The following is a 22,022-nucleotide window of genomic DNA, read 5'->3' as shown; positions in this document are numbered from 1 at the left end:
AAAAATGATGACAAACAGCCCGAACAGCAGCGCGAACAACGAGGTCTGGTGGACCGAGGGTTCGTGGACAGGCGTGGTCACGCCACGTGCTGTGATGATCCTGCCCCCGTCGGTGCCGCAGGACCTCACCGAGCGCCTGTGGCGGCTGCTGCGCAGTGAGGAGGCCTCGCTGACGCGGGCCCTGGATGAGCTGGTGATGGGGATGGGCGGACGTCTGGGTGCGATCCCGGACTTCGTGCTCGCCGTCTCGGCTCCCGAGGACGTCTTCCACGTGGCGCTGCGCGGCGCCCCCCAGATGGAGGTCGACGGCAAGGCACTGGACGCCTCCGCGGTCACCACCTGGTTCGAGACGACGGTGACCGCCCCCAACTCGCTCATCGTCAGCGCGCCCGACGGCGCCGGCCAGGTGCGCCGCCCGGCGGTCGACGCCGTTGTGAGCACCGGCCACCTGGTGCTGCGCGGCTCGGAGAAGTCGAGCGGGACCCCGTCCCCCAGTCGTGCATCGTCGAAGGGGTCCGGCGACTCCGACGACGATGACCCTGATCCGGCTGGTCCTGACTACTCCACCACTTCTGCCGGTTCCGCCGGATCTCCCGCTGCTGCGGTGAGGACCTCTCGGTCCTCCCGCCGGGCATCGCGTCGTGCCTCGCGCCGTCAGTCCGCCTCGTCGGACCGTTCGGAGCAGGACGACTCGTCTGAAGGGGCGCCTGCTGAGACCGCTGCTTCCCCCGACGTCGTCGACGACCTCATCGAGATCGCGCAGGACAACGCCGAGCAGCAGGCCCGCGATGGTGCCGAGCTCGCCGCGTCCCTTGAGACCGCCGAGGCCGCTGAGGCCGCCGAGTCCACCACCGGTCGGTCGGCGGATTCCGCCGTGGACTCCGATGCCTCTGAGGAGCCGGCCCTGATCACCGCCTCCGAGGGACCCGCTGACCTGCTGGCCGTCGTGGCCGGCATCTCCGAGGCTGCTGAGGCGACGTCGTCGCCCGAGCCGGTCGAGGCTCCTGCAGAGCTGAGCACCCCAGTGGTCGAGGTTGTCGAGGCGGACGCTCCGTCCGCAGAGGCTGAGTCCTTCGAGTCCTTCGAGTCCTTCGAGTCCGTTGAGTCCGTTGAGGCTCCTGCCGTGGCCCTGGACGCCCAGGCCCCTGAGGCTGCCGAGGTCGCCACCCAGTCCTCGCCGGAGGCTTCCGATGAGGACCCGCTGATCGCCCCCGTCTTCGATATCCCGGCCCTGCCGATCCCCTCCGCTCAGGAGGCAGAGGCCATGATCCCGCCCCCTCCGCCCCCGTCGAGCGAGGATCTTGAGGCTACTGGTATCAAGGACGCTGCCGCTGAGGTCACCGAGGTCGCCCAGACCCCGGCCGACTTCGTGCCTGTTGAGGCCGCCGTGGTCGCGGAGGCCACTGCTGTTGCCGAGGCCGCCGCGCAGGCGCACGCCGAGGAAGAGCCCGTACGCTCCGGGGACCATGACGGACAGACCATCAACGGCCTGCCCGAGGACCTCTCCCAGGAGCTGCGCGCCGAGCTGCTCAACCAGGGGCTCGGTCCCCTGGAGCCGGGCCAGTCGGCGGAGGCCGCCGAGTCGGCCGGATCCGCAGCCGCGGCAGCGACGGTGGTGGAGCTCGTGCATCCCTCCGCCGATGAGCCCTCGAGCGCGGACCTCGGTCGCGGTGACCATGACGGGCAGACCATCAACGGCCTGCCCGAGGACCTGGTCGGCGAGCTCGTCTCCCTCGTGGGAGCCGGACCCTCCAGCCCGACGTCCCCGGTCTCGGCGAGCTCTCCCAGTGAACCCGACGCCATACGGATCGTGCTGTCGGCGGTGTGCCCCCAGGGTCACCCCAACCCCACGAACTACACCGTGTGCCGCGTCTGCGGAGCTGAGCTCAACCGCCCGGCCAAGTCGGTGGCCTGCCCCCCTCTGGGGCGCGTGGTCATCTCCGGCGGCGAGAGCATCGAGCTCAACCGTCCCCTCCTGGTGGGTCGCAACCCTGTGGCCGACGACATCACCAGCGTTGCGGAGGTACCCCTCCGTCCGCTGATCGTCGCCAGTCCCAACCAGCTCGTCTCCCGCAACCACATCCTCATCGACCTGGATGCGTGGAGTGTTCTGGCCCAGGACCTGGGCAACTGCAACGGCACTGTTCTCAACCGCCAGAACGAGGCGCCCGTGCGCCTGTCCTCGGCGAATCCGGTGCTCCTGCGCAGCGGAGACGTCCTCGACCTCGGCGATGGTCAGACCCTCGCCTTTGAGAACCTCCCCTGATGCTGGATCATAAGGGGCCGCCTCCGGTCATCTCCGGGTTCACGTACCTGGAGAGGCTCGGAGCGGGAGGCTACTCCACGGTCTACCTCTTCGAGCAGCACATGCCCCGCCGCGAGGTCGCGGTCAAGGTCATGAACGCTGACGTTGAGGACAAGACCGCCTCCCGCTTCGAGTCGGAGGCGAACCTCATGGCGCGGGTCTCCTCCCACCCGGCCATCCTGTCCATCTACGGAGCGGGAGTCTCCGCCGACGGCCACCCCTTCCTGGTCATGGAGTACTGCCCGCCGCCGCAGCTGGGCGCCATCTTGCGTCAGGGTCCCCTCAATGTCGCTGAGACCCTGTCGACGGCGATCCAGATCGCCGGGGCGGTGGAGACCGCTCACCGGGCCGGCATCGTCCACCGAGACATCAAGCCCGCCAACATCCTGTTCACCACCTATCGTCGTCCAGTGCTCTCGGACTTCGGCATCTCCGCCATGAGTGGTCCGGAAGGGACCGAGGAGCTGCGGGGGATGAGCGTGCCCTGGGCTCCCCCCGAGCAGCTGGTCGGGATGCGCTCGGCCAATCCCGCCTCCGATATCTACTCCCTGGGTGCGACCACCTTCGCGATGCTCACGGGGCGCAGCCCCTTCGAGACCGACGGCATCCCGGATGTCTACGAGCTCTCCCGCCGTATCGTCAAGGACCCCCTGCCCCCGCTGGGTCGTCAGGACGCCCCGCCGTCGTTGCACCGCGTGCTGTCGGTGGCGATGGACAAGAACCCGGACTCCCGCTACCCGACGGCACTGGCCTTCGCCCGGGCGCTCCAGCAGGTCCAGGCCGAGCTCGACCTGCCGATCACGACCGTCGACCTGTTCCAGGAGCCGGACAAGGCCGCGAAGTCCGTAAGGCGCCCCAACCCCGACGAGGCCGACACCGCCACGAAGATGGGGGTCTTCAACCAGGTCGACGTCACCAGTGAGCACATCGCCATGCGGGTGGATCCCGACGGCGAGGACAAGGGCTCGACGTCGGACTCGGAGACCGGCGAGCCGAGCCGTCCGAACCGCATGCGGGCCGTGCTGACCGGTTTGCTGGTCATGGCCATGGTTGCCGCCGTCATCGCCGCGATCATCGTCTCCCAGAACCAGGACAAGCGGAAGAAGCCCGACAACCCGATCGCCACGATCGCCCCGCAGACCGGAGCCGATCCCCTGCAGGCCTCGGTGCCCATGGTGGGCGATATCGTGGGTGAGGCGCAGGGCGATGGCACGGTGAAGTTCACCTGGGGCGAGCCGGAGACGGATTGGACCGGCAGCTACCTCTACCGGGTCAAGTTGCCCAATGAGGAGACCGAGGTGGACTCCACCCGCACCAATGAGGTCGTCGTCGTCGCCCAGCCGCCGCTCACCTGCCTGGAGGTCACCGCGGTGCGCTCGGACGGTAAGGCGTCTCAGGCCAAGACCGCCTGCGTCAACACCCCTGAGGACGCCTCCTGAGCCCGGTCGCTCGCAGTCGGGATGGTGCCCGGCACGTCCTGCACGAGGTACGGGAGAGGCGGGAGCTACTGGGAAAGGTCCGGGATCAATCCACCCGCGGTGCCACCTTCACCGAACCATGCACCGCTGCAAGCCGCGCAGCAGCATCCTCCAACACCTTTGACGGCGGCGCCTGCTCACCTGGAAATGGGGTGACGACAAGATTCCCGTCATCCATGTCCCAGACACCGGTGATCCGCCCTCCCCGGGTCAGGACGGGAGCGATCCAGCCCGCAGCCTTGCTCACCAGTGAGCGATGCTCACTCGCCAGCATGTGAGTGTCCTTCGTCCCGGGACCAAGAACGAACTGGTCGAATGCTCCTAGGAGGTGGGTTGCGCGGCTGGGTCGGGTGGCCGCGAGCTCGTCCTCATGCTCGGCGAGCAGATACCGTGTCTCGCCCTCCACCCTCACCTCGACGACTTGCTCGCCAAGACTGGCGAACCAGCCCCTGAGCGTTGACTTCCTGTTGCTGTTACGCGAAAGCCACGCATCAAAGGTCTCAGGGGTCGCCGGGCCGTAGGCGGACAGGTATCGCGTAATGACCGCTGGTGCTGCCTCCGCAGGATCCGGCAGCCCATTCCAGTTCGTCAGAAAACTGGCGGGGTGAGTGAATGTCGCCTTCGAAGACGAGCTCGGGCAGTAGCACAGGGCACCCTGCCATGCGAGAGGCTTGAGCAGAGCCCCCCACCCGGAGCGCAGTTGTTCTTCCATCCCCTTGAACCGTTTGTCCTGAACCAGTTCGCTCACGAGCTCATCGCGAGACAGCACCTGACCGTGGAGAAGGTCGGCGACAGACTCCGTCAGCTGCCTAACCTCCTCCGGCGTCGCGCCGAAGTGCCGTGACCAGGAGGGCTTGGTCCACGTACGGGCGCCGGCCAGTAGCGACAGGTACTCCGCTACCTCCGAGGACCGCATCGCGTGCAGCGTTCCGCGCATCGCCCACGTCTTGACGAGCGAGCGGTCGGAGTAGGCGCGCTTGACCCCTTCAGGTTGCGGGTTGCGTTGCCGTAAGGCGACAGCGGTCTCAGCTGCGGACGCCACCTGCGCCTGTGCGCCGCAGAGCCGTCCGACGATCTCAACAGGGCCGGCGTCCGTCAATGGCTCCAGATATTGCCTGTGCAGCCGCCATGCGAGCACCTGTTCGGCGGAAACCTCGATCAACATCGTCCCCTCTCGTCGTTGCCGTCAGATTCTAGGCCTCTCAGGCGCTCGCTCGGGCAGGAGCTCGTCGATGGGGTCGGTTGTCCTAGAGACGCCGGAGTGCCGATGGGGGAGGTTTGGCGAGACGCCGGTATCCACCATGCTGACATCAACGCTGCACCGGCGTCGCGCGCTGAGGAGAACCCGCAGAATTCCAAGGATTCTTGAGTGATGCTTTGACGGCGGACTCGGTGATGTCAGCGCTGTGGACACTGGATCGCTGCGGGATCGACGTCGGCTGAGATCGCCTCCCGAGAGCAGTCGCTCGCAGTCGGGATGGTGCCCGGCACGTCCTGCACGAGGTACGGGAGAGGCGGGAGCTACTGGGAAAGGTCCGGGATCAATCCACCCGCGGTGCCACCTTCACCGAACCATGCACCGCTGAGCCCCATAGACACCGCCCCATAGACACCGGGGCCCGCACTCCTTGAAGGGAGTGCGGGCCCCAGCGCTTGAGGGAACCGGTGCGGAACTCAGACGACCTCCACCTTGAAGGCGACGCGGCCGAAGAAGATCGTACTGCCCTCCAGAGCCGACAGCGCCTTGTCCGGCACGGCCTCGACGGTGCGCCCATCGCGGTACTCCACCCGAGTCCCGTTGGTGGAGTGAAGGTCGGTGACCCACACCCCGTCCAGCAGCGGGAAGATCGCCGCGTGCGTCTTGGATACCGAGCGCGTGGGGTCATCAAGAGCGACGCGCTCCGCCCCGGGATAGGCCGAGATGTTGTCGGGGTCGCGGCCCACCACCGTGGGCTCGTGGATAAGGATCGGGTTGCCGCCCAGCAGCGGGACGAGACGCACCGACAGCGCCGGAGCAGCTGACGAGGCCGACGGGAGCGGCGGCGTGGCGGCCTGAGGGCTCGCAGCAGGAACCGGGGTGGCAGGAGGCAGGGAGACGCCTGCAGAGGCGGAGGCCGGTGTGGCTGCCTCCGGCATACCGCTGCTGGCACTGCGCCTGGACGTGCCGGTCCGGGACTGCGCCTGGGCGGGGGCTCGGTGCTCGTGACGAGTGTCGCCGGCCTCAGTGGCCTGGGCGTCACTGCGGGGCTCATCGGGTGCTGCCTGTTCGTCCGCGGGCGAGGGGAATCCCGGCCCCTGGAAGCGGTGCGAGGCGTGGGACCGGCGCGGAGAGCTCCCCTCCGGGGCGGCCGTGCTCGTCGCACTGTCGGCGGAGGCCCGAGCATGGCTGCGGTGACTGCGCACAGTCGGGTGCGCGTCGCCCTCCGAGGACGCCGGCACTCCACCGGGCACCGTGGCGGGGTTGGTCAGGTCCATCGGGGACGTACGCTGCGGTGGCGTCGAAGCCTCCTCGGGCTGCTGGGACAAGCCGTCATCGGAGATGATGACCCCATCGGGCAGGGAGTCCACCGTGGCGGCATCGACCGAGGTGGGAACCGAGGACCAGGGCACCGAGTCGATGAGGGCCTGCGTGTTGCGGTCCGCCGAGGGCAGGATGCTGGACGTGTCAAAGGTGTGCGCCACCTCCGGGGCTGGGCCCGCTCCGGCGGCGAAGCGCTGCCGCTCGGTGGTGAAGAGGCTCTCGCGACGAGGAACGCCGGGCTGTGACACCGGCTCTCGCTGATCCCCGGCGGGTGCAGCGGATGAGCCGGAGGCCTTCTTGCCGGTGTGACCGGACTGATTCCTCCAGCGTTGGGTGTGGGCGTGTCGTGGTTCCATCGTCTGTGATGTTACGGGTTTTGTGGCTTTCGAGCGCGGGACTTGTGGTGTGGAAGTCGCATCTCGCGACGTGGAGGACTGGGGTGCCTCGGAATCGGCCGCAGTTTTGGAGGATTCCGCTGAGGGCGTCGTCGTGTCGGACGGCCGCTGAGATGAGGGTGGCGCGTGGGTCTGGGGCGAAGGCCGCTCGGCCCCGTCCGTGGACTCCGACGAGTCGTCCTCCACGGCGTGGAGCGTAGCGGTTTCGGCATCCATCTGCGAGGCGGAGCCCGATGGTGCGGGTACCGACCGCTTCTTGACCTGCTTCTTGATCGGTGTTGCGGAGGTTGGCTCGGGTGATGTCGACGATGCGGTACTGCTCGATGTTGCCTCCGTGTCCTCCTGGGGCGGGGCGGCGGCATCCGCGGGCTCCCTGGGAACAGCTGTGAAGGCATCCTTCTCCGCGGACCCCGCCGCGGGCTTCGAGGGCTTCTCCACCGCCGGTCGGGACACGACCTGGGCTAAGGACATCGCGGTGGATGCCTGAGGGTCCACGGGGGTGGCTGAAGCGGCTGCGACGGCCTCGGCGTCGGCGTCTGAGACCGCCGGGCCGGTGGAGGCCGCCGACTTCGCGGAGGGGGACGATGACACGGTCGCCGCCTTGGCGGCCTTGGCCGTGGTCCACGGTGTGGCCGCGGTTGCTGCGGGATCCATGCTCATGCCGTAGCCCTCGGCAGAGGCCCCTGAGGTGTAGGCGGCGGCGCTGGATGAACCGGCGGCCAGGGCGCGGCCGGCATGGCGCGCGGGGCGACCCGGGCGGGCGGGCCGGGCAGGCCGGGGCCGGCGGATCGAGGAGGAGACCGGATCCGACGTCGTCGGGTGCGTGGTCCTGCCAGAAGAGTCGGTGACGCCGGCATCGGTGGCGCTCTGGGCGCCCGCGGTGGTGACGTGCTCGGCGCCCTGCGCGGCCCCCTGATCGGCCCGTCTGCTCGTCAAGCTCGGACGGGAGCCGCGTTTCCTGGCCTGTGCCGCCTTCCTGGCCTTCTTCTCGGCCTTGCGGCCGGTCCTCTCGAAGGGCTGACGGTGGGAGGCCGACTCGTCCTGCTCTCCAGCGGCCTGTGAGGACGGCGTTGCGGCGGGCTCCTGGCTCGCAGCGCTCTGCTCAGTGGGCGAGGAGGAGAGGGACACGCGCCTGGCGGCGTCCCATGCCTCACCGATGTTCTGGGAGGACGACTGCCGCGGCACTTCGGACACTGCAGCGGCCCGGCGACCAGTGGGGGCCGGCTCGGCCACAGGACGCCTCTCCGGCTGGGTCGCTGAGGGAGTGGGCCGGTTCGGACGCTTCGCCCTACGGGCGCTGAGCAGCACCATCCCGGAGAGCTTGTCGTGCCAGCCACGTCCCTCGGGGTCGGCGGCCGCGGTGCGCATGAGCGCGATGCCGCCCAGGCCGAGAGTGGAGATGCTGACGGCCAGGATGAGATCGGCATGGAGGAAGGACCCCAGCGGTGAGGGGGCCTGGTTGCGGGCCCCCAGCATGCGGATGCTGAGCAGCCGCCCTCCCAGGGACCAGCCGGTGGTCGCGATAGCGAGCCAGCGCGCCCCGACGACCACCCCGAAGGCGATGAGCCCGCTGGTCAGGACCGGGCGGCCGCCCACCTGCCAGATGGCCGAGGTCAGGCCCCCCACCAGAAGCGAACCGATGACGAGGTCGATGACCCCGGCGACGATGCGCGCCTGGAGCGGGGCCGGGGGGAGCTGATGCGGGGACGGCGTGTGCCCAGCTGGTTCGGCCGTGCTGGTCTCTGAGCCCCGGGGGGCCGCTGCTGCACCACCGTGGGGATCACCGGAGGCGGTCGGCGTCATACCGTACGGGCTGACGACGCCGGGGCGCGCCGTCTCATTGGGCAGGTGGGAGGACGTCGGTGGGCCCGCAGCGGTCGAGGCGCTGCCACGGGCGTCAGCAGTGATCGTCATGACCGCAACCTCCTGGGTCGACGTGACCGCCTCCCGGCGGGATGGACAAGGGAGCGCGGGGACAAACGGGCCCATGCCCGTCCCAGGCGCGAGCGCTCCGCCCCCATGGAGCGGACGATCGCATCCGAGGACTCCCACAGCTCCCCTAGAGCGTACGACGGCGGCTCCCCGGAGCTGAAGACCTGGGTATCAACTGCTCCAGCGAATCGAGGCAGATCGACCTGCGGGAAGTGAGGCGCCAGCTGCGCTGCCGCCTCACGCCGAGTGGCTCCCCACCCGGGGGAGCGCCCCAGGTCGCGGGCCCGGTCGAGGATCTCCTCCCAGGCGCCCAGGGCCTTACCGACGCCGGTGCGTGCGCGTCGTCGGCTGCGCCGCCAGGCCTTCCATCCCAGGACGGAGCCCACGATCGTTGCGATCGCCAGGATGGAGCCGCCGACGGCGATGACCGCGGTCGGCAGACCGCCCTTGTCATTGTCCTGAGGGTCGTCGCGCTGAGGGTCCTCGTAGTTGGGCGGCAGCTGGGCCGGGTCCTCGTTGGGCAACGGGGGCTGGAGGACGTTGGGCTCGGGGTTGGAGACCTTCTGGGTGGTCTGCTGCTGGGGAACCTGGTCACGGTCCGGTGTGACGTCGAAGGACACCCAGCCCAGGTCCTCGAAGGGGATCTCCACCCAGGCCTTGACGTCCTCGCCGGTGACGGTCTTGGCGTCGCCGTCAGTGGCTGGGTCGAAGCCCATGACGACGCGGGCCGGGATGTTGAGCGAGCGGCACATGAGCATCATGAGCACCGAGTACTGCTCGTCGTCGCCGACGAGGGAGTCTGCCTCCACCATGGAGGCGATGCGGGCGGCCCCGTGCCCGGGTTGGGAGGGACTCTTGGTGCCGTCGGAGTAGTAGCTCGTGCGCAGGCGCTGCTGGAGCGTCCGGACCTGAGCGATGGGGTTGGACTCGGCCCCGACGATCTCCTTGGCCAGAGAGGCCACCGACGGCGGTACCTGCTCGATCGGTCCCAGTGAGGTCTGCGCCAGGGTCGCCTTGTTGAGAGCGGCCTCGGAGGGCGCGGTGTAGGGGGCGACCCGCTCGGTGAGGACGTCGCCCGATGCCAGGCCGCTGGTGGCGACCCCGGTGGAGGAGAACTTGTCGTAGTACATGCCCTCGCGCAGGGCGGACTGACGTGGCCCGGAGGACTCGATGCGGATCGTCTCGGGCATGGTGGGCACCCAGGGGAAGCTGTAGTCCTCGATGGTCAGGGAGGAGGTCTGCTTGCGCCCGTCGAGCCGGTTGGCCGTCAGCTGGGTCTTGTCGCCGATGCGCTCGAAGCGCGACTGGCCGTTCTCGTTCTGACCGATGTGGGCCGACAGGCCGTCGTAGGAGTCCAGGGCGGCGATGCGGATGCGTCCGCCCGAGGGCAGGTTGGTGGGCTTCATGAGCCGGGTGTGGGCCTTGTCCGTCTCCAGGGTGCGTACCAGGGACAGCGGGCTGGCGTACTCGGTCAGGTCCAGCGGCGGCTGGAACAGGTCGCGCACCACCGTCCGGGAGGCGGGGGCGGTGGGCGTCAGGACCATGGCGGCCAGGGCGGTGACCAGGAGCAGTACGGCGGCGATGACCGTCCCGCGCAGGGCCGCCCGACCGAGGTCGCCGGTGGAGCGGGCGCTCGTGGTGCCCGAGGTCGTGGAGAAGGAGCTCAGGTCCAGGGCCTCAACGACGTGGCTGCGCCGCTGACGAAGGGAGCCGCAGGTCCACAGGGCCAGGATCCCGACGACGAACAGGACGCCCAGCGTGGTGGGGCGCACGGCCTCCTGCCCGCCCCAGCCGATGCCGACGGCGGGCAGGCAGATGAGGGTCAGGCCGGCCAGGACCTCACGACCCGCCAGGATGAGGCGGGTCGCCAGCGCTGAGACCGCCAGCCCGGTCATCCACGGCAGCACCGTCATGCCGCTGAAGGAGCTCAGCGGCATCGGCACGGTCAGGGCGTCGCGCCACACGGTGACCGTGGAGCCCAGCACGGTCCTGATCGCCGCCGTCCCGGAGCCGACGTCGGTCAGCAGCCAGGGGGCCACCAGGACGTGCACCAGCGCCAGGGCCGCCATGCTCGGCAGCACCGACAGGCGCAGGCGTGAGCAGACCAACGCGGTCAGGGTGCCGATGAGCGCGCCGTAGCCGACGGCGAGGCAGCCGACCACGGAGGCGAAGACCGGCAGGAAGGGGACCGCGCCGACGGCGATGATCCCGGCCATCAGGACCAGCTCAAGGGCGGCGGCCGCCGGTGTGGGCGGCTTGGCGCCGCGCCTGGGAGGCAGGAAGCGGCGGGCGGAGAGCGCCGGTCGGGAGGGACGTGCCAGGAGCGGGCCGGCGCCGGTGACCGAGCGGGCTCGACGAGTCGTCTCGTTGCTGGAGAGGCTGCGCGTGCGCGACGACGTCGCCGTCGACCAGGAGGAGGTCGACCCGGTCGAGCCGCCGGAGGGCTCGGCGGTGGCCTGCGAGGGGGCCTCGGCCGGGGAGGGGGCCCCGGCGGGTGAGGCGCCGGAGAGCGGGGAGCTCGCGGTGCGAGGGGAGACGGTGGTGGGGGTCATCGTGGGGGTCATAGTGCTCGCCTCAGGGCGGTGGGAAGCTGCTCAAGACGGTCCATGTCCACGACTGGCATGGTTCCGGCGTGGTGACGCGACAGGCCGTGCTGGCCCGCGCGCAGGGCAACGACCACCATCGGCAGGGGAGCGAAGCCACGAGCCCGGGCCAGGACGGCACGGTCGACCTGCTGACCAGTGACAAGGACGACGATAGAGGCATCGGGGTGCGCCGTGCAGGCGTGTCGCACCAGGAGGTCGCAGCTGATGTCGTCCTCACCGGTGCTCAGAAGGCAGGACGTGTCCAGCATCCGCAGGGCGGAGGAGGTGGGCAGGGCACCGATCTGGGTGATGAAGCGGACCTCGCGCCCGTCCTGGATCGCGTCCATGGCCAGTGAGCAGGCGATGGACACCGCGGTCTCGAAGTCCTCCTCACCGGCGTAGTCGTCCTGACGGGTGGACAGCAGAACGAGCAGGTTGGAGCGACGGGTCTCCTCGAACTGGCGCACCATGAGGCGGCCGGTGCGGGCAGTGGTGCGCCAGTGGACGTTGCGCCGGTCGTCGCCGGGGACGTACTCGCGCAGGGCGTGGAAGGCGACGTCGGAGCTGGACAGGTCCTGGGTGACGGCGCCCTCGATGTCGCGCAGGACGCCGTGCAGGACCGTGCCCAGACGCACGGTGCGCGGGTGGATGTGGATGTCCTGCGCGGGGCTCAGGGAGCGTTCGCGCTGGAGCAGTCCCACCGGATCGCGCTGGACCGCCAGGACCGGCCCCACGGTGACGATGCCGCGACGCTGGGTGGGCAGGACGAAGCCGCGCTCGTGGACGGCCCGAGGGGTCAGAGTCGGGACGACGAAGACGGCCCGCCCCGGCCCCACCGGCATCTCCATGCGCGAGGGCAGCAGCGGTCGGGCGCGGGGGTTGGTGACGGTCAGACGGATGAGAGCGTGGTCGCCCACGGTGACGCGGGGCTCGAGCAGGTCGTGGTGGACCGAGTAGCCGGCGCGGGGAATGAGCCACAGCCAGGCGCTCACCACGACGATGCCGACGGCGGCCGCGGCGCTCCATGCCTCCTGCCAGCCCATGACTGCTCCGGTCAGCCCACAGGCCACGAGCAGCGCCAGACTGCCCCATCCGATCGGGGTCACGATGTGCAGCAGCCAGCGCAGCGGCCGCAGCAGCACCGCGACCGCGTCGGTCAGTCGGGACCGCGCGGGTCTGGCGGTCAGAGCCGTGCTCGTGGAGGTCGACGACGCAGCCGATGCCGTGGACGGCGAGGACGCCGGAGCCCCCGAGGACCTCGGGGGTGATACGGCGGAGGAGGCGGATGCACCGGACTCGCCCGCTGAACCCGGACGGGCCTGGTGGGCAGGCTTCTGCGACGTCGTCTGAGGCGGCATGCGGCTCAATCGCGGGTTGTGGGGGCGGGGACCTGGGCCAGGGCGGCGGTGATGACACCGGCGGCGGTGGCGCCGGTGAACTCGGCGTCGGGGTCCATGACCAGGCGGTGGGCCCACACGACCTCGGCGAGATCCTTGATGTCGTCTGGCAGGACGAAGCTGCGTCCCTGGGAGGCCGCCCACACCCGGGCGGCCCGAGCCATGCCGATGGCACCACGGGTGGACACGCCCATGCGGGTCTCCTCGGCTGTGCGTGTGGCCTCCACCAGGGCCCCGATGTAGTCCAGCACCGAGTTCTCGATGTGGTTGGATGCGGCCAGATCGGCCATGGAGGCCACGACCGAGGAGGCCACGACCGCGGACAGGTCCTTGGAGCGGTCCGGGTGGGCCGAGCTCGACAGGATCTGGGTGAGTGCCTCCCGGCCCGGGTAGCCCACGGAGGCCTTCATGAGGAAGCGGTCGAGCTGGGCCTCGGGCAGGCGGTAGGTGCCGGCCTGCTCGATGGGGTTCTGGGTGGCGATGACCATGAAGGGGCGCTCAGTCGTGTGGCGTACACCGTCGACCGTCACCTGGGACTCCTCCATGACCTCCAGGAGGGCCGACTGGGTCTTGGGGCTGGCCCGGTTGATCTCGTCGGCCAGGACGATCGAGGAGAAGATCGGGCCGGCGTGGAAGTCCCACGTGCCCGTCTTCTGGTCGTAGATCGTCACGCCCGTGATGTCGCTGGGCAGCAGGTCGGGGGTGAACTGGATGCGCGAGTGCGTTCCCTGCACCGAGGCCGCCAGGGCCCGGGCCAGGGCGGTCTTGCCGGTACCGGGGGCGTCCTCGAGCAGGAGGTGGCCCTCGGAGAGCATGGTGGTCAGGGCCAGCTTGATCACGTCTTCCTTGTCGAGCAGCGCCTGACCGACGTTGCTGACAATGGTGGAGAAGGCGTCAGCGAACCATGTCGCGTTCTCGGGGGTCATCGGCATGGAATCAATGATCCTTCGGGTGGAGAGAGGTGAGTGTGTGACTTGTTGCGTGCCGGGCATCGATCCGGTTAATGATCCGGTTACTGCTGGGTGCAGATGATGGACTGGTTCACGTAAGGCGTCCTGTGGGGGAACTTGTGCCGGGCGTACCCGTTCTTATCGAGGGCCACCTCCTCCTCGTTCCAGGCCGGCTGCCCGTTCCAGGTGTCCCAGTACCAGTAGCCACAGGACATGGTGCTATTGGGGTTTCCGGTGATGTCGAAGACCATCTGGTAGCAGGTGCCCCAGGGGCCGAAGGGATGGCACCTCTGCGACTGGTCCACGTAGAACTGCGTCTCGGTGCCGACCGGGAAGGCCTGCTTCTTGTCATCGTCGTCATCGTCATCGTCGTCGTCATCGCCCTGCTTGGACGGCCTGGTGACGGTGCCGCAGCCCCACTCGGAGGTGCCGGCGTTGGTCCTGGACCGCACGCACCAGGTGAGCGACTCACCGCGCTTGAGCTTGCCGTCGTAGGTGTCACCGATCTCGACGCTCTCCACGGACTTGCCGCCGTCATCGGTCTGCTCGTACTCGGTGCTCGCGCCGTTGTTGGCCCCAGGGCTCCAGGAGCAGGAGACCTTCTTCTGCTTCTTGCCGGTGAGCTCACAGCTGACCGAGGGCGCCGACGGCGGACCGTAGGGCGTCACCGGGGAGGAGGCGACGACGTCGGAGTACTGCCCGCCTCCGTTGGCGCGGGCGTAGACGGTGTAGGCCTGCCCATCGGTCAGTCCTCGAATGGTCGAGGAGCTGGTCCAGGTGACCTGATCGACGGAGTACTCCACCGTCAGCTCGCCGACGCTCCAGCCGTTGCCGGCTCGGGGCGAGGCGCTCACGGACAGCTCGCCGCTGTTGCCGGTGGCCTTGACGGCGGGGGTCGACGGTGTCAGCGGGGCCGGCTTGTAGCTGTAGCTGGCCTGGCCCGAGGTCTTGGAGCCGTGACCGTTGTCGGCCTCGACCCAGAAGGTCCAGGTTCCGCGCGAGACCGAGACCGTGGTGGAGGTTGCGCCTCCCACGTCCTTGGAGTCACTGGTGTGCCCGTTGGAGTAGTGCAGCGTGTAGCTCACGGGACTTCCGTTGCCGTTGGCCGCCTGCCAGCTGACGTTGACCGTGTCCCCGTTTGGGGTGATGACGGGGGTCCCAGGGGTTCCGGGCTCACCGTAGGGCGTCACCGAGTTGGACGGGGAGGACCACTCCGAGACCGTCCCCTGACTCGACCTGGCGCGCACCTGAGCGGTGTAGGCGCGTCCCGAGGCGACGTCGAAGGATGCTGATCCTCCGGCGATTCCCGTCTGCACGGTTCCGTCCGACAGGCGCACGTCGTAGGTCGTCGCGCCCCCGAAGGGATCCTCCACCTCGGTCCAGCCGACGGTGAGCCTGCCCGAGCCGGCCGCCAGTGTGGGCGCCGCCGGGGTCTTGGCCGTGGCGTTGTGCTGGTAGGACACCGTCGCGGCCTCGGAGTCGCCGTACTTGTTGGTGGACACGACCTGGATGCTGTAGCTCTGACCGGGCGCCAGACCGTTGATGAGGCAGTTCGAGGTCGAGCAGGTCTGCTCGGCGCCGTCGACACTCACCTTGTAGCCGGTGACGGGGGAGCCGTTGGCGGAGCCGTCGGTCCAGGACACGCGCGCAGAGTCGGCGTCCACGGGGGCCACGCTCACCCCGGAGGGGGCCGCGGGCGCCACCCCACCGACCTGCACGGTGATGGTGCCGGTGACGGCCCGGGACTCGGAGCCAGTGGAGTCCAGCACCTTGTACTGCGCGGTGATGGTGCCGTGGAACCCGCTGTTCGGTGTGATCGTCACGGTCGTTCCGGAGACGCTGATCGCGCCCTGGCCGGCGGTGATCGTCGGGGTGCCCGACAGGGTGATCGGCTTGCCCGGGAAGGGGTTGCTCACCGCCTTGGACACGTCCGCACTGACGGCCTCGCCGTTGCGGGACTCCAGGTTGATCGGGGCCGTGGTCATGAGGGGCTTGTTGGAGGCGCTGACCCGGACGGGCAGGGAGGCGCTCACCGGCGGGTTGACGCCGTCGGAGACCGTGATCGGGATGGAGCCCGTGGTGCCCTCGGTGGTCTTGTCGGAGGCCTTGACCGACAGCGTCGAGCCGCTCAGGGAGATCTCGAATCCTGCGGGGGCGGGACCGGCCTGGAAGGAGAGCTTGTCACCCTGGTCGGGGTCGGTGGCCATGGCCGCCAGGTTGGCCGTCACGGTCCCCTCACCGGGCGCCACCGTCACCTCGGTGGGGGTGAAGGTCGGCGGCCTGTTCGTCGAGGACGCCACGATGATCGGCAGTGTGAGTGTCGAGCTCAGGGCGTCCGAGCCGGTGCCGTCAGCCACGGTGAAGGTCACCGAGGTCTGCCCGGTGAAGCCCGAGTCGGGGGTGAAGGACAGCGCCGACCCGCCCGAGGCGACCTTGGCGTCCTTGGTGCCCTTGGCCATGTGGATGGAGGAGGTGTCCGTGATGACGGGCTTGGTGCCCTCACGGGTGAGGATGTAGGAGGACAGGTTGATGTCCGTGGTCTTGCCAGCCAGCACGCGGGCGGGCACGGCCGAGGGATTGATGCGGGGCCGCAGGGCCGAGCGGGCCGGTACCACGACGACGGCGTGGCCGGTCAGCCCGTCGGCGTCGGTGATCGTGTAGAGCACGAGCCGCTGGGTCTCGCCCACCGTGAGGCTCAGGGAGTCCTTGCCCACCTCGACGTCGGGGTCGGAGGAGGACAGCTTGAGGTCCCACGGCGAACCGTCGGTGTCCTTGTCGTTGTCCAGGACCGGGACGGTGACACGACCGTTGGCGTCGACCTGGTCGACGGTCACGTAGTCGTCCACGCCCACCGGGTTGGCCAGGGGGGCGTTGCTCGAGACCTGGACGGTGACGGTGCCGGTGTCCGTACCGCCTCGACCGTCGGAGACGGTGTAGGTGACCGAGTGGTTGCCCTCCTTCTCGGGCAGATCGAGCACGAGGCGGCCGGCCCGGGTGGACACGCCCAGGGACGGGTCGCTGGAGACCGGGTCGCCCTCCAGGGACAGGCTGTCGCCGTCGGTGTCCAGGTCATTGGACAGGACGTCTACGGCCACGGTGCGCCCGGGCTTGGCCACGACCAGGTCATCGGTGGCCACCGGGGCCACGTTGAGCGGTGAGGCCTGGGCGACGCCCACGCGGACCGTACCGGTGGCCTGGGTGCCGAAGCGGTCCTCGACGACGTAGGTGAAGGTGTCGGTGCCGGTGGCTCCCTCGGAGGGCGTGTAGGTCAGCCACGAGGAGTTGATCTCCACCGAGCCCAGGGAGGGGGCCTGGTTGAGGCCCACGAGACTCACCGAGTCGCCGTCGGGATCGATGCCGTCAAGCGGCACGGTGATGTTCGTGGTCGAGCCGGACAGGGTGCGGGCCTCCAGGTTGCGCGGTGAGGGCGCGGAGTTGTGCTCGGCGTCCTGGGCTCGCACCTCCACGGTGAGGACGCCCGAGGCGTTCTGCCCCTGATCGTCCTTGGCCGTGTAGGCGTAGGAGGTGCGTCCGGGCTGGTTGCCGGCGCGGAAGCGGACGGTGTTCTCACTGACCCAGGCTGTGCCCAGCTCGTCGCCGACGAGGCTGACCTGGGAGTCCACCGACAGGTTGAGACCCGCGGGGGAGGAGTCGTTGTCCAGAACCGGCACGGTGACGACGTCGCCGGCGCGCACGACGGCGGTGTCGTTGGTGACCACCGGCGGCTGGGGCTGTGACTGGGTCACCGGGACGATGGCGACCTTCCCGGTGGCGCTGGAGGTGCCGTTGGTGACGGTGTAGTCCACCGTCAGATTGGCCGGGACGGTGCTGGCAGCGGTGATCTGAAGCAGGGAGTGGTCCACGACCGTGACGGTGACTCCGGAGTCCGGTGGGGCGTTGACCGACTGCAGGACCAGGATCCCCCCGGAGGGGTCGAAGTCGTTGTTGAGCGGGGCGATGGTCGTCGAGCCGCCGTTGCGCAGCAGAGCGGTGTCGTTCTCGGCCTCGGGCGGCACGGTGGCGTCGGCCTTGGGGGTGACGTCCACGCGCACGATGCCCTGCGCCGTGTTGGCCCCGTCCATGACGTCGTAGGTGAGGTAGTAGGTCTGGGCCTGGGCGTTCGCGTCGGTGGAGAAGGTGAAGACACCGGCCTGCTGGTCGACGGTGATCGAGGTCCCGGCCGGGGCCTCCTGCACGGCGGCCAGTCGCAGGGTCCCCCCGGATGGGGAGGTGTCGTTGTCCAGGGGTGAGACGACCGCCTTGGATCCCGCCACGACGCGCACGTGGTCGGCGTTGGCGATCGGCTTGGCCGACTGGGCCGGCTGCACGTCGACCTTGACCACGCCGGAGGTGGTCTTCTGGCCGTCGGAGACGGTGACGGTCAGGTCGCGGGTGCCGGTGCCTGCGCCCAGCTCTCGCACTGTGACGGTGCCCTCGTTGGAGACCTTGGTGTCCAGGCCCTCGCCCTGGGCGGAGACCAGGTAGAGGTCGTCCCCGTCGGGGTCCAGCCAGTGACCCAGCACGTCCAGGGAGCCGGAGGCCTTCTCGGCGACCGTGAGGGTCGGGGTGGTGATCTGCTTCGGCGCGTCGTTGACGTCCCAGCCGTGGACGTCAACAGTGGCGACGGCGGAGTCGCTCATGCCGCGTCCGTCGTCGGCCGTGTAGGGCACGGAGTAGCTGCCGGAGGCGTTGTCCGGGACGTCCATGCGCAGGGCCAGCCCGCCCTGGGCCTTGGTGGCCGTCAGCGACCCGCCGTTGTCCTGGGGAGTGGCGGTGAGGACGTCGCCGTCGGGATCGGAGTCATTGGCCAGTACGGGCAGGAGCGCGGAGCGGCCCGGACGCACGCCGAAGCTGTCGTCGACCGCCTTGGGGGCGTGGTTCTCCTCGGTGCGCTCCGGAGGCGTCTGCGACTCCGAGGTGTTGGCGGAGTCATCCTTCTGATCGGCGTTGTCGTCGGTCTGGGCGGTCTTGTCCGTCCAGTCCTCGATGAGGACGAGGTCCTCGTTGGGCAGCCACACCGAGCCCGTGTCCAGGTCGTTGAGCACGATGGCGTCGCGATTGACCCGGAAGACCGGGGCGGAGGACGCGGCGAGCTTGTCGTTGTGAACGGTGTCGGTGCCGCCGCTGAACAGTCCCGAGCAGCTGCGCACGAACTGGCCCGAGCCGGACCAGGCCGCGTAGACGCACTTGCCCAGGCGCACCGGCTGGGCGGGCACGCCCTCGGGGGTGGGGCCCTCCTTGGCCGACGGCGTCCTGGTGACCTTGCCCCCGTCCAGGGGGATGGAGATGAGCTCGTTGCGGGAGGCGACCAGGACCGAGTCGGCCTCGGGACCGGGCTGCTGGAGTGCCAGGCCGGAGGCTCCCAGGCTGACGGACTTGCCCTCGGGCAGGTGGAGGGTGCCGGTACCGCGCTCAAGGACCACGGGCTGGTCCCCGACGGCGGTGATGGCCAGATCGGTGCCGGCGGTCAGCTTCAGGGAGGTGTTCGTGGCCTCCTTCCAGCCCTTGTCGTCGGTCTCCAGGGAGACCAGTGACTTGCTGGTGGCCGAGACGGCGTGGATGGCGCCGTCCACGCCGATGGCGGCCACGACGTCGGGCATGCCGGTGACCACCGGGGCGGCCGCGGCCAGCGAGCCGGCCGACTTGGTCCTGGCGGCGCGGATGGTGCCCTGCACCTTGTCGACCGCCATGACCCGGTCCCCGCCCTGGGCGATGGTCACGCCCTTGGTGAGCTGGGTGCGTCCGGAGAAGGCGACCTGGGCGGGATCGACCGAGGAGACGGAGGCGTCGCCGGAGTCGGGGACCAGGACGTCCTCGGCGTTCTGGGTGACGTCGAAGGAGGACGAGGAGGTGCGGATCGTGCCGTCGACCTCGCGGGAGGGGTAGTTGAGGCGGGCCACCAGGTGCTTGGAGGTGGAGGTGACCCATACGCCGCCGTCGTTGAGGTGCAGGTCGGCCTGGGCCACGCCGTCGTGGAGCCAGGCGGCCGTTCCCAGGGCGGCGACGCACACGACGGCGGCCAGGGACGACATGCGCTTGCGCAGTCGCACGCGCTGAGCACGCGACTGGGGGATGCGGAAGGTCGCAGCCAGTCGGGAGGTGGTGGTGCCGGAGGTGAGACCCGAGCCGACGTCCTGAACGCCGTCGGACTGGGCGGCCCTGGTCCGCCGCCGGGGGCGCAGGGCGTTCGCGGCGCGGGCGAGCAGACCGGGGCGATCCGTTGCGGACGGTTCGGTCTGAGCGGTGCCGGAGCCGGTTCGGTTGCCTCCGCCGTCACCGGCACCGGGGGCGGCTGCGGCGGAGTCGATGCCGCCCGACGGGTTGTCGGGCGTCTCGAAGTCGCTACGTGAAGTGGTCACTGGGCCCCTTGGGGACTACGGGAGGCGACCTCCTGGACGAGGGTGCGTCGCAGCATCGTTGAGGAGGTGGTGGGGGTGTAGGGCAGGTAGATCACCGAGGCCCCGACCTCGGCCATCTCGGCCTCCAGGCGGCGTCCCTTGTCCGTGCCCTCCCAGTCGGTGCCCTTGAACAGCACGTCGAAGGGAGAGCGCTTCCAGGCCAGGCGCTTGTCCTGGTCGTAGTCGGGAACCACGGAGTCCACCATGCGCAGGGCGGCCACCATGGCCATGCGCTCGGCCAGGGGCACGATCGGGCCGCGTCCCTTCATCCGCTCCAGCGACTCGTCGGTGGCGACCCCCGCGATGAGGTGGTCGCAGCGCTTGGCCGCCTCGGTGAGGATGTTGAGGTGCCCCACGTGCAGCATGTCGAAGCCGCCGGGGACGTAGCCGGTGATCATCAGTAGGCTCCCTTTCCGCCGATAACCGCGCGCAGCGTTCCAGCGAAGATCTTCGCGTCCAGGGCTCCGCCCCGGTTCTCCACGTAGTGACGGTCCAAGGCCACGGTCGAGGCCCAGGACAGGTCCGATCGTCCGGAGATCTGCCACAGGCCGGTCAGCCCGGGCTTGACCAGGAGACGACGCAGCGCCTCGGCGTCGTACTTGGCGACCTCGACGGGAAGCGCCGGACGGGGCCCTACCAGGCTCATGTCTCCGCGCACGACGTTGATGAGCTGGGGCAGCTCGTCGATCGACAGACGGCGGATCCAGCGGCCCACACGGGTGATGCGCGGGTCCTGGCGGTCCTTGAACATGACCTCGTTGCCGGCGTCGCCACCGGCCCTGACCACCGATGCGCGGCGCACGTCGGAGTCGATGTACATGGAACGGAACTTCCACATGGTGAAGGGCTTGCCGTCCTGGCCCACGCGGGTCTGGGTGTAGAAGACCGGGCCGGGGGAGTCGATGCGGATGGCGATCGCGGTGGCCGCCAGCAGCGGCGAGATGAGGGCCAGCCCGATGGCTCCGGCGAGGCGGTCGAACAGGGCCTTGCCGACGGCGCGGGTGCGGCGGGTCTTGACGGCGATGAGGCCGGTCCAGCCGTGGGTGACGGTCAGGGCCCGCATGCGCCCGGGCACGACGTCCTGCAGGCCGGGGGCGATGACGAGCCGCACCTGAGTGTTCTCCAGGCCGCGCATGAGGGTGACCAGGTCCTCGGGGAGGACCGAGCCGACCGTCATGACGGCGTCGATGCGCTCGGCGTGCAGGGTCTGGGCGATGTGCTGGGGGCTGCGCACGGGCTCGGCCGAGTGGAAGGCGCGGTCCTGTCCCGAGGACAGGTAGCCCACGATGAGGAAGCCGTCCATGGGGTGGCGGCGCAGCTGGGTGAGCATGGGCTGGGAACCCGACCCCATGACGATGAGGGTGCGACGCAGGGCGTGCCCCTCGAGGCGGCGGCGGTGCAGCCACCCGGACTCGATGGAGCGACCGGCGACGGCGAGGAGGAGCTGGGCCGCCAGAGTGGCCAGCAGAGTGGTCCGGGCAACTCCGGACAGGTCGGCCAGAAGCAGGGCCACGGGCAGGCTCACGGCGGCGGCGGCGACGAAACGGCCCGTGCCAGGGCCGGCCTGCTCAACGGCGTCGATGCCGAGGGCTCCCAGGAACCAGGCGACGAGCACCATGGTGGTGCCCACAGCGGCTGCGGACCAGACCAGTGGCAGGTGGCCACCCAGGAGGGCGAGCCAGAAGGGAGCGGCGACGGCGAAGAGGTCGGATAGGACGAGCCAGATGACGAGGTCACGGCGCGTGCGCGCCCAGGGGCTGCGCGGAGCGGCTGTGGGGGAGGTGGCGTCGGCTGCTGCTGTCGAGGGACGCCGGTGCTGCTCGCGCTGGGGCAGTGTCAGGGTCGAACTAGACAAGGTGGACTCCGCAGGGATGATCGTGGGTGGGCAATAACTGGTCGGCTAGCAGTGACGGGGCGTCGTGAACAGCAGCGTTTTAGAATGCTACTAACTCTTGCGGACGTTATTTGTGGGAAGTGGCCAAGATCGCAGGGGCAAGATGAGGAGTCGAGGTGTTTCTGAAGTGACTGTATGTTACAGGCGCGCAACGATACAGAGGCCTC

General features: G+C 69.6%; 11 protein-coding genes. 3 read left to right on the top strand and 8 right to left on the bottom strand.

All coding sequences use genetic code 11. The annotated features are described in order from the left end of the window. Nucleotides 1–4 precede the first annotated feature (4 nt). Nucleotides 5–2,266 carry an FHA domain-containing protein gene (locus tag FBF36_RS11765; RefSeq protein ID WP_034491003.1) on the top strand — a complete coding sequence of 754 codons (2,262 nt, stop codon included), beginning with the start codon at nucleotides 5–7 and terminating at the stop codon, nucleotides 2,264–2,266. Continuing rightward, a complete protein-coding gene (locus FBF36_RS11760; protein WP_009393427.1) occupies nucleotides 2,266–3,744 on the top strand; it encodes a serine/threonine-protein kinase in 1,479 nt (492 codons plus the stop codon). Before FBF36_RS11765 ends, FBF36_RS11760 begins: the two co-directional genes overlap by 1 nt. A gap of 85 nt (nucleotides 3,745–3,829) precedes the next feature. Here FBF36_RS11760 and FBF36_RS11755 read toward each other — a convergent pair whose 3' ends face one another. The 4 genes from FBF36_RS11755 to FBF36_RS11740 all read right to left on the bottom strand — a co-directional run bounded on the left by FBF36_RS11755 (nucleotide 3,830) and on the right by FBF36_RS11740 (nucleotide 12,322). After that, nucleotides 3,830–4,945, bottom strand: a complete 1,116-nt coding sequence (locus FBF36_RS11755; protein ID WP_034491008.1) for a winged helix DNA-binding domain-containing protein — start codon at nucleotides 4,943–4,945, stop codon at nucleotides 3,830–3,832. Between the two features lie 512 nt (nucleotides 4,946–5,457). Next, entirely contained in the window at nucleotides 5,458–8,613 is a 3,156-nt protein-coding gene (locus FBF36_RS11750) for an RDD family protein (protein WP_138137601.1), read from the bottom strand. After that, nucleotides 8,610–11,195, bottom strand: coding sequence for a transglutaminase-like domain-containing protein (locus FBF36_RS11745; RefSeq protein WP_138137599.1), 2,586 nt, complete (start codon nucleotides 11,193–11,195; stop codon nucleotides 8,610–8,612). Before FBF36_RS11745 ends, FBF36_RS11750 begins: the two co-directional genes overlap by 4 nt. Further along, nucleotides 11,192–12,322: a DUF58 domain-containing protein gene (locus FBF36_RS11740; RefSeq protein WP_225792362.1), complete on the bottom strand. Its 1,131-nt coding sequence runs from the start codon at nucleotides 12,320–12,322 to the stop codon at nucleotides 11,192–11,194. The genes FBF36_RS11745 and FBF36_RS11740 overlap by 4 nt, the downstream gene beginning before the upstream one ends. 1 nt (nucleotide 12,323) lies before the next feature. Between FBF36_RS11740 and FBF36_RS13565 the strand changes: the two genes are divergently transcribed. Continuing rightward, complete coding sequence (locus FBF36_RS13565; RefSeq protein WP_225792361.1) at nucleotides 12,324–12,566, top strand: hypothetical protein; 243 nt, start codon at nucleotides 12,324–12,326, stop codon at nucleotides 12,564–12,566. Between the two features lie 13 nt (nucleotides 12,567–12,579). On the opposite strand, the gene FBF36_RS11735 is transcribed toward FBF36_RS13565, so the two are convergent. The 4 genes from FBF36_RS11735 to FBF36_RS11720 all read right to left on the bottom strand — a co-directional run bounded on the left by FBF36_RS11735 (nucleotide 12,580) and on the right by FBF36_RS11720 (nucleotide 21,816). Next, nucleotides 12,580–13,545 (bottom strand): AAA family ATPase, encoded by a 966-nt coding sequence (locus FBF36_RS11735; RefSeq protein WP_034493568.1) that lies wholly within the window; start codon nucleotides 13,543–13,545, stop codon nucleotides 12,580–12,582. Between the two features lie 80 nt (nucleotides 13,546–13,625). Continuing rightward, nucleotides 13,626–19,922 (bottom strand): fibronectin type III domain-containing protein, encoded by a 6,297-nt coding sequence (locus FBF36_RS11730; RefSeq protein WP_009398612.1) that lies wholly within the window; start codon nucleotides 19,920–19,922, stop codon nucleotides 13,626–13,628. Next, nucleotides 19,919–20,359, bottom strand: coding sequence for an adenylyltransferase/cytidyltransferase family protein (locus FBF36_RS11725; RefSeq protein ID WP_009398611.1), 441 nt, complete (start codon nucleotides 20,357–20,359; stop codon nucleotides 19,919–19,921). The genes FBF36_RS11730 and FBF36_RS11725 overlap by 4 nt, the downstream gene beginning before the upstream one ends. After that, nucleotides 20,359–21,816: a sugar transferase gene (locus tag FBF36_RS11720; RefSeq protein ID WP_009398610.1), complete on the bottom strand. Its 1,458-nt coding sequence runs from the start codon at nucleotides 21,814–21,816 to the stop codon at nucleotides 20,359–20,361. The genes FBF36_RS11725 and FBF36_RS11720 overlap by 1 nt, the downstream gene beginning before the upstream one ends. Nucleotides 21,817–22,022 lie beyond the last annotated feature (206 nt).

Origin of the sequence: Actinomyces sp. oral taxon 171 str. F0337 (assembly GCF_005696555.1) — a bacterium.
Classification (GTDB): Bacteria; Actinomycetota; Actinomycetes; order Actinomycetales; family Actinomycetaceae; genus Actinomyces; species Actinomyces oris_E.
This window is presented reverse-complemented; position numbering and strand designations above follow the sequence as displayed.

Excerpts from the sequence above, each read along its gene's own strand:
- FBF36_RS13565 (WP_225792361.1), top strand. The coding sequence starts at position 12,324 with ATGTGCAGCAGCCAGCGCAGCGGCCGCAGCAGCACCGCGACCGCGTCG.
- FBF36_RS11750 (WP_138137601.1), bottom strand. The coding sequence starts at position 8,613 with ATGACGATCACTGCTGACGCCCGTGGCAGCGCCTCGACCGCTGCGGGC.
- FBF36_RS11765 (WP_034491003.1), top strand. The coding sequence starts at position 5 with ATGATGACAAACAGCCCGAACAGCAGCGCGAACAACGAGGTCTGGTGG.
- FBF36_RS11745 (WP_138137599.1), bottom strand. The coding sequence starts at position 11,195 with ATGACCCCCACGATGACCCCCACCACCGTCTCCCCTCGCACCGCGAGC.
- FBF36_RS11735 (WP_034493568.1), bottom strand. The coding sequence starts at position 13,545 with ATGCCGATGACCCCCGAGAACGCGACATGGTTCGCTGACGCCTTCTCC.
- FBF36_RS11760 (WP_009393427.1), top strand. The coding sequence starts at position 2,266 with ATGCTGGATCATAAGGGGCCGCCTCCGGTCATCTCCGGGTTCACGTAC.
- FBF36_RS11725 (WP_009398611.1), bottom strand. The coding sequence starts at position 20,359 with ATGATCACCGGCTACGTCCCCGGCGGCTTCGACATGCTGCACGTGGGG.